Annotated in this window: 25 protein-coding genes; 19 read left to right on the forward strand and 6 right to left on the reverse strand. The window is 73.1% G+C overall.

The genetic code is table 11. The annotated features are described in order from the left end of the window. Positions 1-72 precede the first annotated feature (72 nt). The 8 genes from ABZ805_RS00455 to ABZ805_RS00490 all read left to right on the forward strand — a co-directional run bounded on the left by ABZ805_RS00455 (position 73) and on the right by ABZ805_RS00490 (position 5,398). The gene (locus ABZ805_RS00455; RefSeq protein WP_358432400.1) at positions 73-753 is read left to right on the forward strand and encodes a hypothetical protein; all 681 of its coding nucleotides are present in this window, start codon (positions 73-75) and stop codon (positions 751-753) included. 65 nt (positions 754-818) lie between these two features. Beyond that, on the forward strand, positions 819-1,388 hold the full coding sequence (locus ABZ805_RS00460) for a hypothetical protein (protein WP_358432402.1): 570 nt from the start codon (positions 819-821) through the stop codon (positions 1,386-1,388). Further along, the gene (locus ABZ805_RS00465; protein ID WP_358432404.1) at positions 1,385-1,807 is read left to right on the forward strand and encodes a hypothetical protein; all 423 of its coding nucleotides are present in this window, start codon (positions 1,385-1,387) and stop codon (positions 1,805-1,807) included. The genes ABZ805_RS00460 and ABZ805_RS00465 overlap by 4 nt, the downstream gene beginning before the upstream one ends. Next, positions 1,800-2,249, forward strand: coding sequence for a DUF3093 family protein (locus ABZ805_RS00470; RefSeq protein ID WP_358432406.1), 450 nt, complete (start codon positions 1,800-1,802; stop codon positions 2,247-2,249). The genes ABZ805_RS00465 and ABZ805_RS00470 overlap by 8 nt, the downstream gene beginning before the upstream one ends. Positions 2,250-2,300: 51 nt before the next feature. Beyond that, positions 2,301-2,654 carry a hypothetical protein gene (locus ABZ805_RS00475; protein WP_358432408.1) on the forward strand — a complete coding sequence of 118 codons (354 nt, stop codon included), beginning with the start codon at positions 2,301-2,303 and terminating at the stop codon, positions 2,652-2,654. Between the two features lie 190 nt (positions 2,655-2,844). Continuing rightward, the gene (gene hemL / locus ABZ805_RS00480) at positions 2,845-4,182 is read left to right on the forward strand and encodes a glutamate-1-semialdehyde 2,1-aminomutase (protein WP_358432410.1); all 1,338 of its coding nucleotides are present in this window, start codon (positions 2,845-2,847) and stop codon (positions 4,180-4,182) included. Next, positions 4,179-4,808 carry a histidine phosphatase family protein gene (locus ABZ805_RS00485; RefSeq protein WP_358432412.1) on the forward strand — a complete coding sequence of 210 codons (630 nt, stop codon included), beginning with the start codon at positions 4,179-4,181 and terminating at the stop codon, positions 4,806-4,808. Before hemL ends, ABZ805_RS00485 begins: the two co-directional genes overlap by 4 nt. Next, positions 4,805-5,398, forward strand: a complete 594-nt coding sequence (locus tag ABZ805_RS00490) for a TlpA disulfide reductase family protein (protein ID WP_358432414.1) — start codon at positions 4,805-4,807, stop codon at positions 5,396-5,398. Before ABZ805_RS00485 ends, ABZ805_RS00490 begins: the two co-directional genes overlap by 4 nt. Positions 5,399-5,582: 184 nt before the next feature. On the opposite strand, the gene ABZ805_RS00495 is transcribed toward ABZ805_RS00490, so the two are convergent. Then, positions 5,583-5,804 carry a hypothetical protein gene (locus ABZ805_RS00495; protein ID WP_358432416.1) on the reverse strand — a complete coding sequence of 74 codons (222 nt, stop codon included), beginning with the start codon at positions 5,802-5,804 and terminating at the stop codon, positions 5,583-5,585. Between the two features lie 124 nt (positions 5,805-5,928). Between ABZ805_RS00495 and ABZ805_RS00500 the strand changes: the two genes are divergently transcribed. The 6 genes from ABZ805_RS00500 (at position 5,929) to ABZ805_RS00525 (ending at position 12,159) form a co-directional block, all read left to right on the forward strand. Further along, positions 5,929-6,789, forward strand: a complete 861-nt coding sequence (locus tag ABZ805_RS00500; RefSeq protein ID WP_358432418.1) for a helix-turn-helix transcriptional regulator — start codon at positions 5,929-5,931, stop codon at positions 6,787-6,789. After that, the gene (locus tag ABZ805_RS00505; protein ID WP_358432420.1) at positions 6,764-6,937 is read left to right on the forward strand and encodes a DUF397 domain-containing protein; all 174 of its coding nucleotides are present in this window, start codon (positions 6,764-6,766) and stop codon (positions 6,935-6,937) included. The genes ABZ805_RS00500 and ABZ805_RS00505 overlap by 26 nt, the downstream gene beginning before the upstream one ends. Positions 6,938-7,147: 210 nt before the next feature. After that, positions 7,148-7,930 (forward strand): cytochrome c biogenesis CcdA family protein, encoded by a 783-nt coding sequence (locus tag ABZ805_RS00510; protein ID WP_358432422.1) that lies wholly within the window; start codon positions 7,148-7,150, stop codon positions 7,928-7,930. Continuing rightward, complete coding sequence (locus ABZ805_RS00515; protein ID WP_358432424.1) at positions 7,930-9,543, forward strand: cytochrome c biogenesis protein ResB; 1,614 nt, start codon at positions 7,930-7,932, stop codon at positions 9,541-9,543. Before ABZ805_RS00510 ends, ABZ805_RS00515 begins: the two co-directional genes overlap by 1 nt. Further along, positions 9,543-10,550 carry a c-type cytochrome biogenesis protein CcsB gene (ccsB, locus tag ABZ805_RS00520; protein ID WP_358432426.1) on the forward strand — a complete coding sequence of 336 codons (1,008 nt, stop codon included), beginning with the start codon at positions 9,543-9,545 and terminating at the stop codon, positions 10,548-10,550. Before ABZ805_RS00515 ends, ccsB begins: the two co-directional genes overlap by 1 nt. Before the next feature lie 112 nt (positions 10,551-10,662). Then, positions 10,663-12,159: a MinD/ParA family protein gene (locus ABZ805_RS00525; protein ID WP_358432428.1), complete on the forward strand. Its 1,497-nt coding sequence runs from the start codon at positions 10,663-10,665 to the stop codon at positions 12,157-12,159. A 109-nt stretch (positions 12,160-12,268) separates the two neighbouring features. On the opposite strand, the gene ABZ805_RS00530 is transcribed toward ABZ805_RS00525, so the two are convergent. Further along, positions 12,269-12,469, reverse strand: a complete 201-nt coding sequence (locus tag ABZ805_RS00530) for a hypothetical protein (protein WP_358432430.1) — start codon at positions 12,467-12,469, stop codon at positions 12,269-12,271. Between the two features lie 216 nt (positions 12,470-12,685). Then, entirely contained in the window at positions 12,686-12,907 is a 222-nt protein-coding gene (locus ABZ805_RS00535) for a BldC family transcriptional regulator (protein ID WP_184476042.1), read from the reverse strand. 173 nt (positions 12,908-13,080) lie between these two features. Here ABZ805_RS00535 and ABZ805_RS00540 point away from each other — a divergent pair, with 173 nt between their 5' ends. The 3 genes from ABZ805_RS00540 to ABZ805_RS00550 all read left to right on the forward strand — a co-directional run bounded on the left by ABZ805_RS00540 (position 13,081) and on the right by ABZ805_RS00550 (position 15,126). After that, positions 13,081-13,389, forward strand: a complete 309-nt coding sequence (locus tag ABZ805_RS00540; RefSeq protein ID WP_358432431.1) for a DUF4229 domain-containing protein — start codon at positions 13,081-13,083, stop codon at positions 13,387-13,389. Beyond that, complete coding sequence (locus ABZ805_RS00545; protein WP_358432432.1) at positions 13,376-14,494, forward strand: PLP-dependent cysteine synthase family protein; 1,119 nt, start codon at positions 13,376-13,378, stop codon at positions 14,492-14,494. Before ABZ805_RS00540 ends, ABZ805_RS00545 begins: the two co-directional genes overlap by 14 nt. 71 nt (positions 14,495-14,565) lie before the next feature. Then, positions 14,566-15,126, forward strand: a complete 561-nt coding sequence (locus ABZ805_RS00550; RefSeq protein ID WP_358432433.1) for a DUF3558 domain-containing protein — start codon at positions 14,566-14,568, stop codon at positions 15,124-15,126. A gap of 236 nt (positions 15,127-15,362) precedes the next feature. Here ABZ805_RS00550 and ABZ805_RS00555 read toward each other — a convergent pair whose 3' ends face one another. The 3 genes from ABZ805_RS00555 to ABZ805_RS00565 all read right to left on the reverse strand — a co-directional run bounded on the left by ABZ805_RS00555 (position 15,363) and on the right by ABZ805_RS00565 (position 18,594). Beyond that, positions 15,363-16,235 carry a 1,4-dihydroxy-2-naphthoate polyprenyltransferase gene (locus ABZ805_RS00555; RefSeq protein WP_358432434.1) on the reverse strand — a complete coding sequence of 291 codons (873 nt, stop codon included), beginning with the start codon at positions 16,233-16,235 and terminating at the stop codon, positions 15,363-15,365. A 28-nt stretch (positions 16,236-16,263) separates the two neighbouring features. Further along, entirely contained in the window at positions 16,264-17,463 is a 1,200-nt protein-coding gene (menE, locus tag ABZ805_RS00560) for an o-succinylbenzoate--CoA ligase (RefSeq protein ID WP_358432436.1), read from the reverse strand. Positions 17,464-17,670: 207 nt separating this feature from the next. Continuing rightward, positions 17,671-18,594, reverse strand: coding sequence for a 1,4-dihydroxy-2-naphthoyl-CoA synthase (locus ABZ805_RS00565; RefSeq protein ID WP_358432438.1), 924 nt, complete (start codon positions 18,592-18,594; stop codon positions 17,671-17,673). A 171-nt stretch (positions 18,595-18,765) separates the two neighbouring features. Between ABZ805_RS00565 and menD the strand changes: the two genes are divergently transcribed. Next, positions 18,766-20,442 (forward strand): 2-succinyl-5-enolpyruvyl-6-hydroxy-3-cyclohexene-1-carboxylic-acid synthase, encoded by a 1,677-nt coding sequence (menD, locus tag ABZ805_RS00570; protein ID WP_358432440.1) that lies wholly within the window; start codon positions 18,766-18,768, stop codon positions 20,440-20,442. Positions 20,443-20,959: 517 nt separating this feature from the next. Then, entirely contained in the window at positions 20,960-22,459 is a 1,500-nt protein-coding gene (locus tag ABZ805_RS00575; protein ID WP_358432442.1) for a M1 family metallopeptidase, read from the forward strand. Positions 22,460-22,746: the final 287 nt, after the last annotated feature.

Here is a 22,746-nt window from a genome sequence, read left to right on the forward strand (position 1 = left end):
GCGGGCGCCCGGATCGTCCGGTCCGGGTGCATTCGCGGCGCCGGGCGCTCCGCGTGATCTACGCTCGATGACGTGACAGCCTCGCAAGACCCGGACCGGCAGGACCAGGGCGACCAGCTCGCGGCGCAGCAGCACCCGCCGACCGGTGGCCTGCTGCCCGACTCCGAGGTCTCGGGCGGCCGGATCACCGGCACCCGGCCCGCCGCGCCCGGTGCCGCGCCGCAGCCCGAACCGTGCACCGCGCCGCCGCTGCGGCCCGTCGCGTTCGGCGGCACCGCGGGGCAGGTGTGGGTGGGCACCGCGCCGGTCGGGAGGCCGCGCGCGGTCTCCGCCGCCTGCCTGCTCGGCCTCGCCGACGTGGTGATCGCGTTCGTGATCCTGGGCGTGCGGCTGGCCACCACCGACGACTCGATCGTGCAGGCGATGGGCGAGGCCGACTCGTACCTGCCGAACGACGGCGACATCTCCGGCGTCTACTACGGCGTCGCCACCGGGATGGTCGTGCTCTACGCGCTGCTGGCCGCGGTGTGGGGGCTGCTCGTGCTGTTCCTCCGGCGCGGCCGGGGCTGGGCGAGGGTGGCGCTCACCTCCGTCGCGTTCGTGTGGGCCGTGTCGACGCTGCTGTCGCTGGTCGGCACCCGATCGCACGGGCCGCTGCTGACCGGCCTGGAAGTCGCGCAGGCGGTGGCGCTGGTGGCGACGCTGGTGTGCATGCACCTCGGATCGACCAGGGACCACTTCAGCGGCGGCTGATCATCACCCGGTGTTCTCGGCGGACCCGGTGGACAGCGATCTCGTCCGATTCATACTGTTCCGGGGTGACGTCATCGCACGATTCCCAGGACCGGCCGCCGCTGGGCGCGCACCAGCCGGCCGTCCCGCACCCGCTCGGGCCGCCGCCGGAACCCGCCGCACCGCCCGACCGGCCGGGGGCCGTGCGGGCCGCGTTCTGGCTCGCCGTGCTCGTGCCGGTGCTGGTCACCGTGCTGTACGCGGTGAACTCGCTGCTGACGCGGCACTTCCTCGCCGAGGTGGCGGCCGGGCCGGTGGCCGGGATCGCTCTCGTCACCTCCCTGCTGGTGCTGCCGGCCATGCTCGTGCTGACCGCGCTGTGGATCGCCTTCGGCTTCCAGCTGCGGGCCGGGCGCGGCTGGGCCCGGATCGTGCTCACGGTGTTCGCCGGGATCTGGGCGTTCTACTCGGTGGGCGGGCTGGTGACCGGCTCGTCCGCGCTGACCGGCATCGGTCCGGTGCCGGTCCCGGCGGGCATCGTGGCGGCGGGCTTCGCGCAGAGCGCCGTCGGGCTGGCGGCGATGCTCGCCTTCCTGGTGCTGGTGCACCTGCCCGCGTCGAACCGGTACTTCCAGGCCGCCGGGGCCGCGCGGTGAGCGCACCCCCGGGCTCGGTGCGCGCGGCGGTCGGGTTGTGGTCGGCGCTGGCCGCGTTCCTGCTGGTGCAGACCGCGTTCTCCTGGGTGGACCGGGCCGAGCTGGCGCGGCGGCTCGTCGACTCGGGCGCGGCCGCGGCGGACCGGGCGGATGCCGCCGCGCTGCACCTGCTGCTGCTCAACACCGGCATCGCCGTCGTGTTCGCCGCCGGGTACGCGCTGGCGGGGGTGCTGATCCGCGGCCGCAGGCCGTGGGCCAGGATCGGGGTCTGCGTGCTGCTGGTGGTGCAGTGCGTGACGGTGCTCGGCAGCCGCTCGTTCGCGGCCGCGGACCTGATCGTGCTGGCGCTCGGCGGCGCCGCGGCCTGGTGCAGTTGGACGACGACCAGTACGGAGTGGGTGACCGGCGAGCATGGATGATGCCGACAGCGGCCCGGTGCTCTACGCCGAGCCCGGGTCGACCTGGTGGCCGGTGCTGTGGGGGCCGGGGTTCGCGCTGGCCGGGCTGCTCGTCGAGCTGCTCACCCCCGGCGGGGTGAACCTGCCGGTGTGGCTGCTGCTGGCCGGTGCGCTGGCCGCCGCCACCGTGCTGTGGGTGTACGCCCGGCGCCGCGCGCTGGCCGTCCGGTTGACGCCGGAGGTGCTCACGGTCGGCCGCGAAGACCTGCCGGTGCAGCGGATCGCGTCGATCACCGACGTGGGCGCGCCGCTCGGCACCCGGGTGCTCGGCGGCGGTTTCACCCCGCCGAAGGGCACCGGGGAGATCCCGCTGCGGTTATCCGACGACGCGGTCGTGCTGGCCTGGGCGAAGGACCCGGGCACGCTGCTCGACGAGCTCCGCCCGCTGCTGCCGGAGAGCTGACCGGCCCGGAGCCGGTGCCGTGCCCGGCCCGCTGCGTGAGACGCTTTCGCCGTGACGCTCCCCGAACCGTGGTCGGCCGACGAGCCGATGCTCAGCGAGAACGCCGCGGACGCGCCCGAGCCCCGCGGCGGGCTGGCCCAGCCGTGGCGGGCCGTGGTGGCGGCCGTCGAACTCGTGCTCGCCGGCGCCCTGGTCGTGGTCGCCTGGTGGCTGTGGGACCGGTCGCAGCTGGTCGTGGAGGTGCCCGGGGCGACCGGGCTGCCGATGCGCTCGACCAGGATCTTCGGTGACCGGGCGGCGCTCGGCATCGTCGCCCCGACGCTCGCCGCGGTCCTGCTCGTGGACGCCGTCCGCCAGCTGATGCTCGCCTGGGCGGTCCGCCGCTCCCGAGCCCGCCGGGACTGACCGCCTGCCCCCGGACCCACCTGTCCCCGGACCCGGGCGCCGCGCCCTCGTCCGGCCCGCGGCGGAGCCGCTGAGCAGGGATCACCCGGGCGACCGGCGCCGCCACCCGCTCCGCCGCGCGGCAGGTGCGGGACGGCCGGGGCCGCGAGGGTGGCCCCGGTCACGGGGCACGGCCTGTCAGACTGGGGGAGTGACAGCCGAAACTCCTGGCGGCACCAGTCCGCACCCCACGACCAGGTCGGCGGAGCTGTTCGACCGAGCGCTCACCGTGACTCCGGGCGGCGTCAACTCGCCGGTGCGGGCCTTCCGGTCCGTCGGCGGCACGCCCCGGTTCATGGTCCGCGGCGACGGCGCCTACCTGTGGGACGCCGACGGCAACGAGTACGTCGACCTCGTGTCCTCCTGGGGCCCGATGATCAACGGGCACGCGCACCCCGACGTCGTCGAGGCGGTGCGGGCGGCCGCGGTGGACGGCTTGTCGTTCGGCACCCCGGGCGCAGGCGAGATCGACCTGGCCGCCGAGATCATCCGCCGCGTCGAGCCGGTGGAGCGGGTGCGGCTGGTGAACTCCGGCACCGAGGCGACGATGAGCGCGGTCCGGCTGGCGCGCGGCTTCACCGGCCGCAGCAAGATCGTGAAGTTCGCCGGTTGCTACCACGGGCACGTCGATTCGCTGCTCGCCGACGCCGGTTCGGGCGTGGCGACGCTCGGCCTGCCCACCAGCCCCGGGGTGACCGGCGCGCAGGCCGCGGACACCGTGGTGCTGCCGTACAACGACGTCGACGCGGTGCGCGAGGCGTTCGCCGAGTTCGGCGACCAGATCGCCTGCGTCATCACCGAGGCCGCCGCGGGCAACATGGGCGCGGTCGCGCCGCAGCCCGGGTTCAACGCCGCGCTGCGCGAGATCACCCGCAACGCGGGCGCGCTGCTGATCATGGACGAGGTGATGACCGGCTTCCGCGTGTCCGCCGCGGGCTGGTTCGGCCTCGACGGGGTCGCGGGCGACCTCTACACCTTCGGCAAGGTCATGTCCGGCGGCCTGCCCGCCGCCGCGTTCGGCGGTCGCGCCGACGTGATGGAGCTGCTCGCCCCGTCCGGTCCCGTCTACCAGGCGGGAACCCTGGCGGGGAACCCGGTGGCGGTCGCCGCCGGGCTGGCGAACCTCCGGGCCGCCGACGACGCGACCTACGCCGCGCTGGACCGGAACGCGGCGCGCCTCGGCGACCTGCTCGGGTCCGCGCTCACCGAGGCGGGCGTGCCGCACCGGGTGTCGTTCGCGGGCAACCTGGTCAGCGTGTTCTTCACCGAATCGCCGGTGGCGAACTTCGAGCAGGCCCGGGCGCAGCAGGCGTGGCGGTTCCCGGCGTTCTTCAACGCCTTCCTGGACCGCGGCGTGTACCCGCCGCCGAGCGCCTTCGAATCGTGGTTCGTGAACTCGGCGATGGACGAGGCCGCTTTCGAGCGGATCTCGGACGCCGCCCCGCACGCCGCGGCCGCCGCCGCGGCAGCCGAGGAGCCCGCGGCATGACCAAGACGATCGTGCACTTCCTGCGGCACGGCGAGGTGCACAACCCGGAGCGGATCCTCTACGGCAGGCTCCCCGGCTTCCGGCTCTCCGACCGCGGTCAGGAGCAGGCGAAGCTGGTCGCCGACTTCCTCGTCGGCCGGGACGTGCAGCACGTGGTGGCCTCTCCGCTGCAGCGCGCGCAGGAGACCGCCGCCCCCATCGGCGCCGGGTTCGGGCTGGACGTGGACACCGACGACCGGCTGATCGAGTCGGCGAACCGGTTCGAGGGCCTGCGGGTGTCCGTCGGCGACGGCGCGCTGCGCTCCCCGCAGCACTGGCCGAAGCTGCGCAACCCGTTCGAACCGTCCTGGGGCGAGCCGTACGTGCAGATCGCGCACCGCATGCTGGGCGCCGCTCAGCGCGCCCGCGCCGCGGCCGAGGGCCACGAGGCGGTGTGCGTGTCCCACCAGCTGCCGATCTGGACGCTGCGCCGGTTCGTGGAGGGCAAGCGCATGTGGCACGACCCGCGCAGCAGGCAGTGCTCGCTGGCGTCGCTGACCAGCCTGGTGTTCCGCGACGAGCAGCTGGTGCGGGTGGCCTACGTGGAACCCGCCGGCGAGACCGATCCGCGGGTGACCGGAGCATGAGGCGGCTGCTGGCCCGCGCGGCGCTGTCGGTGGCGGTGCTCGGCCTGCTCGGCGGCTGCGCCACCGCGGGCAAGGACGCCGTGGAGCAGGGCACCGAGTTCACCTTCGTGTCGCCGGGCGGGCAGACCCGCATCTTCTACCCGGAGGCGGAGCGGCAGCGGCTGACGAAGCTCAGCGGCGACAGCCTCCTGGAGGAGGGGAAGCGGATCGGCCTCCCCGACTACGAGGGGAAGGTCGTGGTGGTGAACCTGTGGGGTTCCTGGTGCGGCCCGTGCCGCGCCGAGGCCGACGACCTGCAGGCGGTGCAGGACGAATTGGGGCCGCAGGGCGTGCAGGTGCTGGGGATCGACGTGCGGGACAGCCGTTCCGCCGCCGCGGATTTCCACCGCGACCGGAGTTTGACGTATCCGTCGATTTTCGATCCGTCCGGGCGTTCGCTGTTGTCGTTGAAGAACTATCCGCGCAGCGCCGTGCCGTCCACGATCATTCTGGATCGGCAGCACCGGGTGGCGGCGGTTTTCCTCACGGAAATGTTGAAGAGCGAACTGCTGCCGGAAGTGCAGAAGGTGGCGGCCGAACCGGCCGCGTGACGGTTTCCGCGAGCCCGCATTCCGGCGTGCTTTCCGGCCGGTTCGCGGATTCGCGGCGGCCGGTTCCGCGCGCTGGTCCGGAAGGGCGGCGCGAAGTGCGCCCGTTCGGCGCAGCCGCTGGGCCGGAAGGGTTCCACCGGCGTCCGCGGGTACTAGTCCGCCCACCGCCGTCCGGCGGCCTTCCTCAGCGTCTGCGCCGGGTCAGCACCCGCCAGCAGTCCATGCAGGTGCCCTGCCGCACCCACTCGTGCTCGGTGCGGTCGTGCAGTTCGGTCGCGACCGCTTCCACCCCGCAGTACGAGGTCACGGGGCAGTGCGGATCGGCGTCGAGCGCGCTGACGGCGAAGGCGTGCCGCCCCGCCGGGACGGGCCGCCACACGTAGGTGAGGCCGTGCTGCGCGGGCATCGCGTGGACTCCATTCCTCCGGTGTTCGGCTGCGAGAATGAGACCCGCCTCGACACTCGAATGGCAATGCGCTTCACCGAATCGAGCGATGGCACGGCTTCGGCGGAGGAAATAGGTTCCTGCTATGACCAGTGTTCGAGCGCGGGGCCTGGGCGCTGAGATCCGCGAACTCCGCAAAGCGGCCGGATTGCGATTGGAACATCTCGCGCACCGATGCGGATGGTCGCGAGCGACCTTGGGCCGAATCGAATCGGGAGAACGGGTGCCCAGCGAAGGCGAACTCGCCGCGCTGCTGGACACCCTGAACGTGGCCGGCGCCGAACGAGCGCGGCTGTTCGAGCTCGTGAACGCGGCCACCGAGGCCCGCTGGTGGGAGGCCGGGTACGCAGGCATGCCCAGCGCGCTCACCGCCCTGATCGACTTCGAGCGGCTCGCCACCAAGATCACCGATGTGGCGCTGGCGCTGGTGCCGGGGCTGCTGCAGACGCCGGACTACACGCGGGCGGTGCTCAGCGCGGGCGGCGTGCGGGACGCCGACCTGGAGTCCCGGGTCGCGCTGCGCCTCGGCAGGCAGGGCGTGCTCACCAGGGAGGAACCGGCGCGGCTGCACGCGTTCCTGGACGAATCGGTGGTGCACCGGCCCGTCGGCGGGCACCGGGTGATGTCCGACCAGCTGCGCCACCTGGTGCGCATCGGGCGTCGGCCGAACGTCTCGGTCCGGGTGATCCCGTTCGCGGCCGGGGCGTACGCGGAGCTCAACGGCAGCCAGCTGATCCTCGAGTTCGCCCGGCAGCGGCCGGTGGTGCACCTGGAGCAGCGGCGGCGCGGGGCGTTCCTGGAAGCACCCGCCGACACCGCCCCGTTCCTCGACGCCGCCGCCCGGCTGCCGGTCCTGGCGCTCGACGAAGCGGAGTCCGCGGCGCTGATCGCGGACGTGGCAAGCGCGATGGAACGGGAATGTGAGCGCGACGGTGCATTGGCGTAAGTCCAGTCACAGCGGCGAGGAGAGCAACTGCGTGGAGGTGGGGACGGCGCCCGGGGTGGTGGCGGTGCGCGATTCGAAGGCGCCGCGGCACGGGGTGCTGTCGTTCTCCCCGCGCCGGTGGCAGGTCTTCCTGCGCTCCTTGCGCTGATCGCCCGTCCGCGGGTACCGGTGTCGCGCTCCGCGCCGGGGAGCGGCGCCCCGCCCGCGGACGGGTCCGCCGTCGGCTCCCGAACGGCCGCGGCCGGGCGCCCACGCGACCGTCGGCGGTGACGCGGCGGGCGCCGGAAGTGCGCCGATGTGGTCGGCGTCATGCGGGGTGGTGCGTAGCCACGCTAGCGCCATCCCTACCCTCGGAACCGTGAACCCGACCGAGCTCGCCGCCTCCGGACCGCTGCTGCTCGCGGCCGCGATCGCGGTGCTCGCCGGGGCGGTCAGCTTCGCGTCGCCGTGCGTGGTGCCGCTGGTGCCGGGCTACCTCGCCTACCTGGCGGGCGTGGTCGGTGCGGAGGCGCCGCCGGTGGATTCCGCGGAGGCGCGGCAGGCGCGCCGCGGCCGCTGGCGGGTGGCCGGTGCGGCGCTGCTGTTCGTCGCCGGGTTCACCGTCGTCTTCGGCGCCGGAACGCTGCTGCTGCTCGGGTTGTCGGACGCGCTGGTCGAGAACGAGCTGCTGCTGCAGCGCATCGGCGGCGTGGTGACGGTCGCGATGGGGCTGGTGTTCCTCGGCATGATCCCCGCGCTGCAGCGGGATGTCCGGTTGCACCGCGTGCCCCGCGCCGGGTTGTGGGGTGCGCCGCTGCTCGGCGCCGTGTTCGGGCTCGGCTGGACGCCGTGCCTGGGCCCGACGTTGACCGGGGTGATGTCGCTGGCCGTCGGGACCGACGTGGGCGCGGGCACCGCGGTGCGCGGGGTGCTGCTCGTCGTCGCCTACTGCCTGGGGCTCGGACTGCCGTTCGTGCTGCTGGCGCTGGGCGCGCGGTGGGCGGTGCGCAGCACCGACTGGTTGCGGCGCCGGGGCCGCACCATCCAGATCGCGGGTGGTGCGCTGCTGGTCGTGGTGGGCGTGCTGCTCGTCACCGGGCTGTGGGGAGAACTGATCTCAGTGCTGCGCGAACCCGTCGCCGGATTCGAGACGCCGATCTGATGTCCCGGATCCGCACCCTGCTGGCGTTCCTGCGCAACACCTGGCGCGGCCTGACGTCGATGCGCACCGCACTGGTGCTGCTGTTCCTGCTGGCGATGGCGGCGCTGCCGGGGGCGTTGATCCCGCAGCGCTCGCTGAACCCGGCCGAGGTGGACAAGTACTTCACCGAGTACCCGGACCTGGCGCCGCTGCTGGACAAGGCGGGCGCGTTCGAGGTGTTCAGCTCGGTCTGGTTCGCCTCGATCTACGTGCTGCTGTTCATCTCGCTGATCGGCTGCCTGCTGCCGCGCTGCTACGAGTACTACAAGCAGCTGCGCGGCAGGCCGGTGCGCACCCCGCGGAACCTGGCCCGGATGCCGCACCACGCTTCGTCCACTGTGGATGGTTCGCCGGAGGAGGCGCTGGCGGCCGCCCGCCGCAGGCTGCGCGGCTGGCGCAAGGAGGAGCGCACCGAGGAGGACGGCACCCGCTCGATCAGCGCCGAACGCGGCTACCTGCGGGAGGCCGGGAACCTGGTGTTCCACTTCGCGCTGGTGGGCCTGCTGGTGACGGTCGCGGGCGGCAAGATCCTCGGCTACGAGGGCCAGGTGATCGTGCCCGCGGACGGCTCCGAGTTCTGCAACTCCGGCACCTACAACTACGACTCGTTCCGCGCGGGCCTCAGCGTGGACGGGACCCAGCTGAGCCCGTTCTGCCTGCGGGTCGACGACTTCGACGCGACCTACCAGCACACCGGGCAGGTCGCGAGCTACCGGGTCGGGATGCAGTACCAGGCCGGTGCGGACCTCGACGCGGACCGCTGGCAGCCGTACGCGCTGCAGGTGAACCACCCGCTGCGGATCGCGGGCGACCGGATCTACCTGACCGGCAACGGGTACGCGCCCCGCTTCACCGTGACCTTCCCGGACGGGCAGCGGCGCACCCAGCTCACCCAGTGGCAGCCGATGGACGTCACGACGATGTTGTCCCAGGGCGCCACCAAGTTCGACCAGCCGGGAGTCACCGACGAGGTGCAGCGGCGGCAGACGCAGCTCGCGGTGACCGGCCTGTTCGCGCCGACCGCGGCCTACGACGGCAAGGTGCTCAGCTCGCAGTTCCCCGACCTGCTCGACCCGGCGGTCGCGGTGGACGTGCTGCGCGGCGACCTCGGCCTCGACTCCGGCCGCGGCCAGTCGATCTTCGGCGTGGACCAGAAGATGGTGGAATCCGGGCGGTTGAAGAAGGTCGCGCGGCAGAACCTGCGCGTCGGCGAGCAGATCCGGCTCGACGACGGCACCACCGTCCACTTCGACGGCGTGCAGCGCTGGGCGAACCTCCAGATCTCGCACGACCCGTTCCAGCCGTACGTGCTCGGCTTCGCCATCGCGGTGATCTTCGGGATCAGCGCCTCGCTGAGCATCAAGCGCCGCCGGATCTGGGTGCGGGTGGCGCCCGCCCCCGGGACCGGCGCGGACGATCCCGCGCGTACGGTTGTCGAGGTCGGCGGGCTGGCCCGGACCGACCAAGCGGGTTACGGCGAGGAGTTCACCCGGCTGGCCAAGGACCTGCTCGGGACGGACGGCGCCGACGCGGAGCCGCCGAGTGCTGCCTCCGCAGGCGGAAGGAAGAGCTGATGCCGGTCAACCAGACGTTGTCCAACTACAGCGACATGGCGTTCGCGACCTCGGTGGTCATCTACATCGCCGCCATGCTGCTGTACTTCGCGGAATTCGCCTACGGCGGCCGGAAGCAGCAGGCCCGCGCGCGGGAAGCGCAGCTGGTCACCGCGGGCGGCGAGAGCGGCGGGACCGCCACCGCCGAGCGCATCGGCCGCATCGACACCCCCGGCAAGCGCCCGCTCCCCGAGCGGTTCGGCGGCATGGCCGTGTCGATGACGGTGCTCGGCATCCTGGTGCACGCGGCCTCGCTGGTGTTCCGCGGTGTCGCCACGGGACGCGCGCCGTGGGGCAACATGTACGAGTTCGGCTCGGCGATCTGCCTGGCCGCGGTGATCGCGTGGACGATCGTGCTGTTCCGGCAGCTGCGCGCCGAACGCCGCGAGGCCTCGCCCGCGCAGCTGCGCGGGCTCGGCGGATTCCTGCTGCTGCCCGTGGTGGTGCTGCTGTTCCTGTCCGGCACCGTGCTCTACGCGAAGGCCGCGCCGCTGCAGCCCGCCTTGCAGTCCTACTGGATCGTGATCCACGTGACCGCCGCGATCATCTCCAGCGGTGCGCTGCTGTTCGCCGGCGTCGCCAGCGTGCTGTTCATGCTGCGGTCGCGGCACGAGAACAACCCGCTGAAGCTGGCCCGCTTCGGTTCCCGGCTGCCGTCCACCGAGACGCTGGACCGGATGGCCTACCGCGCCACGGTGATCATCTTCCCGGTGTGGACGTTCGCGATCGTCGCCGGTGCGATCTGGGCCGAGGCCGCGTGGGGCCGGTTCTGGGGCTGGGACCCGAAGGAGACCTGTTCGTTCATCGCGTGGGTCGTCTACGCTGCGTACCTGCATGCGCGTGCGACTGCGGGGTGGCGTGGGGTCAAGGCGGCGTGGATCAACATCGCCGGTCTGGCGGTCATGATCTTCAATCTCTTCTTCATCAACATCGTCGTCTCCGGACTGCACTCGTACGCTGGACTGTGAGTTCATGATCCGATCCGGAGTGCGACCCCGGGCCACCCGTTCCACTGCGGAACCGGGTGGCCCTCGCTCATCCCGGTAAAGGTCGAACCGATGTGTGGGAGGTACGGGAACGGTGACCGGACGGTACGAAGAGCCCGAAACGCAACGCGATGCGGGCTCGGCCTCGCCCGGTGCGGACTCGGCGCAGCAGGCCAGCGGCAAGGCGGATCACGCGACCCCGGACTACGGTGACGGCCCGCAGCCGTACGCGGAACCCGGGACCAGGCCGAACACCCCGGTGCAGGGCGCGCAGCAGCCCCAGCAGCAGCCGCCGAACGTCCCCAGTGGACAGTCCTTCGGCGGGACGCCGTACACCGAGGCCACCCCGTCGGGGCCGCAGCAGCAGGCGAGCCAGTCCGGCCCGTACCAGGTGCCCGGCGGCCACTCCGGCCCGTACCAGGTGCCGGGCGGGCACTCCGGTCCCTACCAGGTCCCGGGCGGTCATTCCGGCCCGTACCAGGTCTCCGGCGGGCAGTCGGGGCCGTACCAGGTGGGCCAGCAGCAGAACCCGTACGCGCCCGTCGCCGGGCCGTTCCCGCCGCAGCAGGGCTACCCGCAGCAGCCCCCGCAGGGCGGGCAGCCCCAGCAGGGCCAGCAGCAGCCCGGCGCGAAGCAGCAGCCCGGCGTCCCGTTCGGCAAGGACCTCGCTTCCTCGCAGCTGCTGCGGCAGACCAAGCGCGCCCCGCAATCCGGCTGGCGCAAGGCGCTGTACGTGGCCAGCGGCCGCTCCATCAACCTCGGGGAGAGCGCCGCGGACCTGCGCCGCCGCGAGCTGATCGGGCGGATCAACCAGCCGCTGCAGGGCTGCTACAAGATCGCGATGCTGAGCCTCAAGGGCGGCGTCGGCAAGACCACGACCACCGCCACCCTCGGCTCCACGTTCTCCTCGCTGCGCGGGGACCGGGTGATCGCCGTCGACGCCAACCCGGACCGCGGCACGCTCAGCCAGAAGATCCCGCTGGAGACCACCGCCACCGTGCGGCACCTGCTGCGCGACGCGCAGCGCATCCGCAAGTACAGCGACGTGCGCTCCTACACCTCGCAGGGGCCCAGCCGGTTGGAGATCCTGGCCAGCGAGCAGGATCCCGCCGTCTCCGAGGCGTTCAGCGAGGACGACTACCAGCGGACCGTGACGCTGCTGGAGCACTTCTACAACATCGTGCTCACCGATTGCGGCACCGGACTGATGCACTCGGCGATGAAGGGCGTGCTGGACGTCGCCGACTCGCTGGTGATCGTCTCCTCCAGCTCGATCGACGGGGCGCGCAGCGCTTCGGCCACGTTGGACTGGCTGGACGCGCACGGCTACGGGCAGCTGGTGGGCCGCTCCGTCGCCGTGATCAACTCGGTGCGGCCGGGTTCCGGCAAGGTCGACGTGGACAAGCTCAGCGCGCACTTCGGTTCGCGCTGCCGCGCGGTGTCCCGGATCCCGTTCGACCCGCACCTCGAAGAGGGCGCCGAGGTCGAGCTGGACCAGCTCGCCGCACCGACCCGGCTGGCCCTGCTGGAACTGGCCGCGATCGTCGCCGACGACTTCCCGCAGGCGTTCGGCAGGCAGCGCCAGGCCTGACCGCCCATCCCGGCCTCGGCCGGGCGCAGGCGCACCGTGCGAACGGCCCGCCGCACCGGTTCTCCGGTGGGCGGGCCGTTCGGCGTTCGCCGGTCAGGGGAGGCGGAGCTCAGCCCTGTTCGTCGTTCTTCTTGTCGCGCTGCTGCTCGGCGAGGCGGCGCAGGAAATCCGGGTCGTCGTCCGGGGCCAGCGGCGCTCTGCGCGGCGCGGTGGCCGGGCCGTCGCCCGCGGCATCCCGCACCGGGCCGAACGCGCGCCACATCAGCACGGTCACGGTGAGCGCACCGATCGCTGCCAGGGCGTAGATCATCAGGGCACCTCCACTCCTCTGCCCCGAGGTTAGCCGGAGAACGGCGAGAGGTGGGGTGCGCCGATCAGGGAACATCCGGACGGTGTCCGGAGTTCCCGGTGACCGGGGGCCGGCGCAGGGCGCGCCGGGGGGCCGGCGACGGGCCGGGCCCGGCCCACCTCGGGCGTGCGAGCGCACGCGGAGGCGGGCCGAGCGCGAGCCGATCGTCGGGGCGACTCAGGCGGAGCGGACGTCGTTGGTGAGTTCGGCCAACAGCGTGCGCACTTCGGACTCGCGGAACCGGCGGTGCCCGCCGGGAGTGCGAATCGAACCGATCCGGCCTGCCGTCGCCCATCTGGTCACCGTCTTCGGGTCGACCCGGAACAACGAGGCGACCTCACCGGGGGTGAGCAGCTGTTCCTGACCGTTCTGGCGAGACTGGGGAGTCGTCGCGGTCACAGGGGACCTCCACAATGCGGACGGTTTTCGGGCATTCCGGTCGCATCCTGGCACTCGGATGGTCAGGTACTCGAACATTCGACTCCAGGTAAAGGGAAGGTAAGGGACGAAAGCGGCGCTTCGGGCGAGACGGGGCGGTATCGCCGCACCCCTCGTGTTCTACCCTGGTTGACGTGCAGGAACAGCAGACGGAAGCGGTCGCGGAGACGTCCCCGCCGACCAACCTGGCGCGGGACATCGCGCTGTACACCGTGGTCAGGCTGGCCATGCTGGTCGCGGTCACCGCGGTGATCGCGCTCTGCGGCGTCCCGCTGCTGGTGGCCGCCGCGGTGTCCGTCGTGGTGGTGATGCCGCTGTCCATGCTGGTCTTCAGCGGGCTGCGCCGTCGCGTCGCCACCGGCATGGTGCACCGCGCCCAGCGCCGCGAGCAGCTGCGCGCCCAGCTCCGCGGGGACCGCGAGAACACCGATGACGAGCACTGACGCCCGGCGCGACGACGCGGTCCGGGACCGCTCTTGCGCGCGCACCAGGGCCTGGACCAGCGAAGCCGTCCGGATCATCGAGGCAGACGCGAACCGCAGCGCCGACACGCACCTGCTGCGCTTCCCGCTCCCGGCGGAATGGGGAATCGACCTCTACCTCAAGGACGAGTCAACCCATCCGACCGGTTCGCTCAAGCACCGGTTGGCCCGATCCCTGTTCCTGTACGCCATCTGCAACGGGTGGGTGACGGAGAACACGCCGGTGATCGAGGCGTCCTCCGGCTCCACCGCCGTCTCCGAAGCGCACTTCGCGCAGCTGCTGGGGCTCCCGTTCATCGCCGTGATGCCCCGGTCGACCAGCCCGGAGAAGGTGGCGCTGATCGAACGCCACGGCGGCACCTGCCACTACGTGGACCAGCCGGGCGCGATCTACGACGAGTCCCGCAGGCTCGCCGCCGAACTCGGCGGGCACTTCATGGACCAGTTCACCCACGCGGAACGCGCCACCGACTGGCGGGGCAACAACAACATCGCCGAGTCGATCTTCCAGCAGCTGGAGCTCGAACGGCACCCGATCCCGGAGTGGATCGTCACCGGCGCGGGCACCGGCGGCACCAGCGCCACCCTCGGCCGCTACATCCGCTACCGCAGGCACGACACCCGGCTCGCGGTCGTCGACCCGGAGCACTCGGTGTTCTACGACGCCTGGTGCCACGAGGACCGGGACCGCACCGGGGAGCGCGGCTCGCTCATCGAGGGCATCGGGCGGCCCCGGGTCGAACCGTCCTTCGTCGGCGAGGCCATCGACCGGATGATCAAGGTCCCGGACGCGGCGTCCATCGCCACCATCCGGTGGGCCGAAGGAGTGCTCGGGCGGCGCGTCGGCGGCTCCACCGGCACCAACCTGTGGGGCGTGTGCGGGCTCGTCGCCGAGATGGTGCGGGACGGGCGGACCGGCAGCATCGTCACGCTGCTCTGCGACGGCGGGGAGCGCTACGCGCACACCTACTATGACGACGCGTGGGTCGCGGGTCACGGTTTCGACCTCGCGGGCCCGCTGGGCGCGCTCGACGAGTTCCACCGCACCGGGGCCTGGACCGCCTGAGCGGGTGCGCGCGGGCCGCACGTAGTCTGCGATCACGCCACGAGGTTCCGAGGAGGGGCATGCGCAGGTCGATGAGCACAGCCATCGCGCTGGTGCCCGCGGCGCTCGTCGTGGTGCTCGCCGCGTGCACCTCCGGCGGCTCGCTGCCGCTGCCGAGCAGCGCACCGCAGACCAGCGGCAGCGACGAGTCCGAACCGGAATCCGTCACCCCGTCGATCACCCGCGAGGTGCCGCCGGAGCTGCGGGTCCGGCTCGCCGACGCCTCCGCCGAGCGGCTGTGCGGGCTGGTCGGCGTCGACGAGCTCGGCCAGCTCGCCTACCCGGTCCGCCGCGGGGTCCCGCGCGAGATCGGCCTGGAACCGCCGGTGCGCGGCTGCCAGTTCGCCGCCGACACCGGAGTGCGGTCGATCTTGATCGGCACCCAGCCGGAGGGCTACGCCGGGCTCGGCCAGGACGAGGTGCGGCTCGGCGAACTGCCCGGCACCGAGACGCTGCGCGCCAACGACTGCACCGTGTTCGCCGGCGTGCCCGGGGCGACGCTGCAGGTCACCGCCCGGGCCGCCGAAGCCGACAGCGACGAGTGCGAGACCGCCCAGGGCGTCGCTCAGTACGTCCTGGCCGGCGTCCGCTGAGCGGGTCCGCTGGGCGCCTGTCTCTGAACCTGCCCGGCTGGTCGGTTTCCTGTCAGCGGCGGAGCCGCTGAGCAGCGACCACCAGAGCAACTCGCACCGCGGCGGGTTCTCAGCGGTTTCCTCGCGAGGACAGCGTTTTCTCCTGTGGTGGAGCCACCGGTGAAAACGATCCCGCAGCGAGGAAACCGCTGAGGTTCCGCCACCCGACCACCACGCGGCAGAAGCAGCGAGAACGGTCAGCCGAAGGCGAGCGCCAGCGCGGTCGCGGCACCCCAGACCAGCATCGCCAGACCGGTGTCCCGGAGCGCGGGGATCAGCTTGCGGCCGGTGCCGCCGCGCGTCACCGCGAGCACCGAGCCGATCAGCAGCGGCAGCGCCAGGAATCCCAGCAGCGCCCAGGTGTTGCGCAACCCGATCAGCACGGTGATCAGGAACGGGATCAGCACCAGCGCCACGTACAGCGTCCGGGTGTCCCGATCGCCCAGCAGCACCGCCAGCGTCCGCTTGCCGGTGACCCGGTCGGTGGGGATGTCGCGCAGGTTGTTCGCCACCAGCACCGCGCTGGAGAACGCGCCGATGCCGACCGCCCCGCCGATGCCGAACCCGCTGATCGTGCCCGCCTGCACGTACATGGTGCCGAGCACGGCGACCAGGCCGAAGAACACGAACACGGCGACCTCGCCCAGCCCGGCGTAGCCGTAGGGCCGCTTGCCGCCGGTGTAGAACCAGGCGCCCGCGATGCACAGCGCGCCGACGGCCAGCATCCACCACTGGCCGCTGAGCACCACGACGCCGATCCCGGCGAGCGCGGCCAGCCCGAAGCAGCCGAACGCCGCGTTCCGCACCGCCGCCGCGTTCGCCGCGCCCGAGCCGACCAGCCGGAACGGGCCGACCCGGTCGTCGTCGGTGCCGCGGATGCCGTCGGAGTAGTCGTTGGCGAAGTTCACCCCGGTGATCAGCAGCAACGACACGGCGAGCGCCAGCACCGCGATCGGCACGCTCCACAGGTCCACCCCGGTCGCGGCCCCGGTGCCGACCAGGACCGGTGCGATCGCGTTGGGCCACGTGCGCAGGCGCGCGCCCTCAATCCACTGCTTCACCGTTGCCATGTGAATCATCTTCGCGCATCACGCGTCGTCACCGGCCGAGAGTCGCGCGCAACGCCCGCCGGTCGGGCTTGCCGGGGCCGCGCAGCGGCAGCTCGGCGAGGAAGGCGACGTGCTTGGGGGCGGCGGCCGCGCCCGCGCGCTCGCGCACCGCGGCGCGCAGGTCCGCGACCGGTGGCGGCGCGGCCGGGTCGGCGGGGACGACGGCGGCGGCCACGGCCTGGCCCCACTCGGGGTCGTCGATGCCGAGCACGCAGGCCTCCCGGACCGCGGGGTGCTCGGTGAGGACGCGCTCCACCAGCAGCGGGGCGACGTTCACCCCGCCGGTGATGATCACGTCGTCGGCCCGGCCGAGCACCTCCAGCCGTCCGTCCGCCAGCCGGCCGAGGTCGCCGGTGTGGAACCAGCCGTCCCGGAACGGGCTCGCGCCGGAGCCCCGCCGGTAGCCGCGGGCCAGCGTGGGCCCGGCCAGCGCGACCGGGCCGGAGCCGTCCGCCGCGGCGTCCACGTGCACCCGCACGCCGTCCAGCGGCGCGCCGTCGTACACGCAGCCGCCCGCGGTCTCGCTCATCCCGTAGGTGGTGACGACCCGGACCCCGGCGGCCAGGGCCTGCTCGCGCAGCGCGGGCGGGGTCGCGGCACCGCCGAGCAGCACGGCGTCGAACTCGCGCAGCGCGTCCAGCCCGGCGCCGCCGTCGTCCAGCAGTCGGCGCAGCTGGGTGGGCACCAGCGCGGTGTAGTGCCTGCCGGAGTCCGCTAGGCAGTGTTCGGCGGCCGCGGCGAACCGCTCCGCGCGGAAGCCGCCCGCGGTGTCCACCGCCACCGGGTCGGTGCCCGCGACCAGCGATCGGACCAGCACCTGGATGCCCGCGACGTGGTGCGCGGGCATCGCCAGCAGCCAGCGGCCCGGCCCGCCCAGGTGCCGGTGCGTGGCCGTCGCCGAGGCGCGCAGCGCGGCGGCGGTCAGCAGTACGCCCTTCGGGGTGCCGGTGGAGCCGGAGGTGGCGATGACCAGGGCCGTCGGATCGGCGGGGTCGTCCTCGCCGGGTTCCAGCGGGGTGCCCGCGCCGAGCGCCGCCAGCGCCGCGCCGTCCGAGCCCGCGGCCGCCGGGTCGACCGGGAGCAGCGCGGGGCCGTCGCCGTCCAGCGCGCGGCGCAGCGCGGGCAGCGCGGTCGGCGCCCGCTCCCCGGGCGGGACGGGCAGCGGCCGGAGTTCGCGGGCGGTCGGCATGACGGCCATCTTGCGCCCACCGCCCGCCGGGGCGGCCCGGCGGTGGGCGGCGGAGTGCGATCGCTCACCGGATCGAGTTGAATCGCTCAAGTGTTCGATCGGCCGCGTCGATGGTGTGGAGGTAGCGACCTGCGAGCGAAGGCGGTGTGGACGATGAACCCCTGCGACGACCCGATCGGCGGGCGGACCGCGGCGACCGGTGGCCGGTCAGTAGTACCAGGGGAACGGCGTCCAGTCCGGTTCCCGGCGCTCCAGGAACGAGTCCCTGCCCTCGACGGCCTCGTCGGTCATGTAGGCCAGCCGGGTGGTCTCGCCGGCGAACAGCTGCTGTCCGACCAGGCCGTCGTCGATCGCGTTGAACGCGTACTTCAACATGCGCTGCGCGGTGGGCGACTTGCCGTTGATCTCCCGTGCCCACTGCAGGGCGGTCGCCTCCAGTTCCGCGTGCGGCACGACCTCGTTGACCATCCCCATCCGGTTCGCCTGCTCGGCGTCGTAGGCGCGGCCGAGGGCGAAGATCTCGCGGGCGAACTTCTGCCCGACCTGCCGGGCGAGGTAGGCGCTGCCGAAGCCGCCGTCGAAGCTGCCGACGTCGGCGTCGGTCTGCTTGAAGCGGGCGTGCTCGGCGCTGGCGAGGGTGAGGTCGCACACCACGTGCAGGCTGTGCCCGCCGCCGGCGGCCCAGCCGGGCACGACCGCGATCACCAGCTTCGGCATGAACCGGATCAGCCGCTGCACCTCGAGGATGTGCAGCCGACCGGCCCGCGCGGGGTCCACGCTCTCGGCGGTCTCCCCGGCGGCGTACTGGTAGCCGGAGCGGCCGCGGATGCGCTGGTCCCCGCCGGAGCAGAACGCCCAGCCGCCGTCCTTGGGCGACGGCCCGTTCCCGGTCAGCAGCACGCAGCCGACGTCGCTGCTCATCCGGGCGTGGTCGAGTGCGCGGTACAGCTCGTCGACGGTGTGCGGGCGGAAGGCGTTGCGGACCTCGGGGCGGTCGAAGGCGACGCGCACGGTGCCGCGTCCGGGACCGTCCTCCACGCACCGGTGGTACGTGATGTCGGTGAAGTCGAACCCGCTGACGGGTTCCCACGCGGCCGGGTCGAACAGCTCGGAGACAGGCGAGTTCAGCACGCCTGGGACAATAGGTGCCGCCTCGGCGTGATGAACACCAGGAGGGCGCCGACCGGTGTGAGCGGCTGCACTCCGCGCGACCGGGGTACCACCGGGTCGAAGCGGCTCGGCGGTTCCGGCGACACTGGAAGCGGTCGGCAGGCAGCGTGCGAGGGAGTCCGGGGTGATGGGTTGAATCCGTCCACGGCACAGGCCGAGGTCATCGTCGATGAGCTGATCCGCAACCAGGTCCGGCACGTGGTGCTCTCCCCGGGATCGCGCAACGCGCCGCTCTCGTTCGCGCTGCACCGCGCCGCGGTGGAGCAGCGGATCCGGCTGCACGTCCGCATCGACGAGCGCAGCGCCGGGTTCCTCGCCTTGGGGATCGCGGCGCGCAGCGGCCTGCCGGTGGTGGTGGCCGGGACCTCGGGCACCGCAGCGGCGAACCTGCACCCGGCGGTCAGCGAAGCGGCGCAGGCGGGCATCCCGCTGATCGTGCTCACCGCGGACCGCCCGCCCGAACTGCGCGCCGCCGGGGCCAATCAGACCATCGACCAGCACCGGATGTTCGGCCCGCAGGTGCGGATGTTCGACGAGCTCGGCGTGGCCGAGGACCGGCCGGGGCAGCAGGCGTACTGGCGCAGCCAGGTGTGCCGCGCCCGGCACGCCGCGCTCGGCTCGGCCCGCTCCGGACCGGTGCACCTGAACCTGCCGTTCCGCGAACCGCTGGTGCCCACCGGCGACCCCGCGTGGTGCGAACCGCTGGACGGGCGCGCCGACGGGGCGCCGTGGATCGAGATCTGCGGGGACGGCGCCGCGCCCAGCAGCCTGCACGCGCCCGCCGCCCGCCGCGGCCTGGTGCTCGCCGCGGACGGCGGCGCCGACGCCGCCGGGGCCTGGGGCGAGCGGTACGGCTGGCCGGTGGTCTCCGAGACCGGCGGTGTCGGGCTCGCCGGTGGCGCCGCGATCAGCACCGGGATGTGGCTGCTGAACCAGCCCGAGTTCGTCCGCGAGCACCGCCCCGAGCAGGTGCTGTGCGTCGGCAGGCCGACCGTGTTCCGCCAGGTGCAGTCGCTGCTCACCGATGCCGGGGTGGAGGTGCTGCTGGCGCACGGCGGGGACGTGGACTGGCCGTCGCCGGGGCACGCGGTGCGCGAGATCGCGCACACCTTCGGTGCCGCCCCCGTCCGCGAGGCCGACCCGCACTGGCTCACCGCCTGGCAGCAGGCGGACCACAAGGTCGCCGCCGCGCTGCACGCGGCGCTGGACCTGGAGCGCTGGCCGAACGGGCCGGTGCTCGCCCGCGACCTGGTCGACGAACTGCCGGAGCGGTCGCTGCTGGTGCTCGGGTCGTCGAACCCGAGCCGGGACGTGGCGCTGGCCGCGCGGCACCGCCCCGACGTGGCGGTGCACCGCAACCGCGGGGTGGCCGGGATCGACGGCACGGTCTCCACCGCCATCGGCGCTGCGCTGGCGCACGACGGACCGACCTACGCGCTGCTGGGCGACCTCACGTTCCTGCACGACGGGAACGGCCTGCTGCTGGGGCCGCAGGAGCAGCGCCCGGACCTCACCATCGTGGTGCTCAACGACGACGGCGGTGGCATCTTCTCGCTGCTGGAACAGGGCGGTCCGGAGCACCGCGACTCGTTCGAGCGGGTCTTCGGCACCCCGCACGGCACCGACCTCGCCCAGCTGTGCGCGGCGCACGGGGTGGAGCACGTGCGGGTGCGGCAGCGCTCGGACTTCCCGGCGGCGCTGCACGGTCCACCAGGACTGCGGGTGGTCGAGGTCCAGGCGGACCGCACGCGGACCAGGAGCCTGCACTCGCGACTGCAAGCCGCGGTGCACTCGGCGCTGAGCGGCTGATTCGCCCGCGCTGAGCGGCTGATCGCCCGCTGCGGTCGAGCGCCCCGCGCGTCGGCCGGAGCGGTGACCCGGAGCGGTGACCCGGAGCGGTGACCCGGAGCGGTGACCCGGAGCGGTGGCCCGGAGCGGTGACCCGGAGCGGTGACCCGGAGCGGTGGCCCGGAGCGGTGGCCCGGAGCGGTGGCCTAGCCCCGCCGAACCACTTCCTCCCACGATGCGAGACGCGCGGGCGCGTGCCCCGGCGACCGCCCCGAGTCGCCCCGCGCGGCCCGACCGCCGTCGGCGAGCCCCGGGTCGGGTCGCCCCGCCGCGCGGCGGCACCACCGGTGAGCTGCACCGGAACCGGCCGAGCGGTGCTCCGGCCGCGGTGCGCGGTTCGCCCGGGCGCGCCGGAGCTCGCGGCCGGACGGGCACCGTTCACCCAGAACTGGTGAAAACCCCCGCGTTCGGGTGCTCGCGCCACCCTGATCACGTTCGTACGCTGCTGGAAAACCACTGATCATGCCGGAGGTGCGCGGTGTTCAAGAGAACCGGTCTGCGAGCGACGGTGGCCGCCTGCTGCGCCGCGGCCTTCGTGGCGACCCCCGCCTTCGCCGGAGCGGCCGGACCTGGAGCGCCGGGCGCGGGCGACCCGTACTTCCCCGAGTACGGCAACGGCGGCTACGACGTGTCGCACTACGACGTGCGGCTGCGCTACGAACCGAAGGACGACCACCTCACCGGGACCACGACGATCGTGGCGAACCCGACCCAGGACCTCACCGCGTTCAACCTGGACTTCGCGCTGCCGGTGAAGTCGATCCGGGTCGACGGCGCGCCGTCCGAGTTCCAGCAGCGGGGCAGCGAGCTCACGGTCACCCCGCCCGCGGAACTGCCCGCCGGGCGCCAGTCCACCTTCGTCGTCGAGTACGAGGGCGTGCCCTCCAGCGTCGAGGTCGACGGCCTGCAACCGTGGATCCGCACCGCGGACGGCGCGCTCGCGGTCGGCGAACCGGAGATCTCCGCGTGGTGGTTCCCCGGCAACGACCACCCGCGGGACAAGGCCACCTTCGACATCGCCGTCGACGTGCCGGAAGGCACCGAGGTGCTGTCCAACGGCGTGAACACCGACACCGCCACCCTGGCCGGCCGCACCACCTGGAAGTGGCGCACCACCAAGCCGACGGCCACCTACCTGGCGTTCCTCGCCATCGGGCAATACGAGATCAACACGAAGCCCGGTGCCTTCGGCCAGCCCTTCGTCACCGCGTACGCCGACGGGCTCGGCGACGTCGCGGGCGCGGCCAAGGCCAGCGTCGAGCGCACTCCCGAAGTGCTGGAGTTCCTCTCCGGGCTGCTCGGCGAGTACCCGTTCGAAGCCCAGGGCGGCGTGGTCCCGGCGGAAGGGCTCAACTTCGCGCTGGAGAACCAGACCCGGCCGACCTACAGCGACAAGTTCTTCGCGAAGGGCGCCAACACCTCCGTCGTCGTGCACGAGAACGCGCACCAGTGGTTCGGCGACTCCGTGTCGGTCGACACCTGGCGCAACATCTGGCTGAACGAGGGCTTCGCCAGCTACGCGGAATGGCTGTGGTCGGAGCAGCAGGGCACCGGGACCGCGCAGGAGCTGTTCGACCACTACTACTCGTCGCTGCCCGCCGACGACCCGTTCTGGCAGATCGCGCCCGGCGAACCCGGGCCGGAGAACATCTTCAGCGACGCCGTCTACGACCGCGGGGCGCTCACCGTGCACGCGCTGAGCAACGTCATCGGACCCGACGTGCTGCTCGACGTGGTGCGCACCTGGGTGCAGGACAAGCGGTACGCCACCGGCACCGTGGAGCAGTTCATCGAGCTCGCCGAGCAGCGCTCCGGCACGCAGCTCGACGAGTTCTTCCAGAACTGGCTGTTCACGCCGGGCAAGCCCGCGGCCATCCCGGAGAACGGCATCCCGGCCTCGGCGACCCGAGCTGACGTGGTGCCGCCGAAGTCGGTCGCCGAGATCGACGCCACCCACGAGTCGGTGCACGACCACTGAGCACCGGACGAACCCGCCGCGCGGAGGCCGGTGGGCGGTACCGCACCGCCCACCGGTGAACCCGCGCGGCGGGTCCGCGGTTCCCCGGTCGGCCCCGTTCCCGGGCCGGCACCGTTCCCGGGTCGGTCCCGTTCTCCGGTCGGTCCCGTTCCCGGGTCGGCTCCGTTCCCCGGTCGGCGCTGTTCCTCGGCCGGCACCGTTCCCCGGTCAGCGAAGCAGCTGCGCAGCGACCGTCGCAGCGACCGCCGGAGCGACCGGCACCACCGCGGATTCCCAGCGCCGCCCTC

This window comes from Saccharopolyspora sp. NPDC047091 (assembly GCF_040643635.1).
Classification (GTDB): Bacteria; Actinomycetota; Actinomycetes; order Mycobacteriales; family Pseudonocardiaceae; genus Saccharopolyspora_C.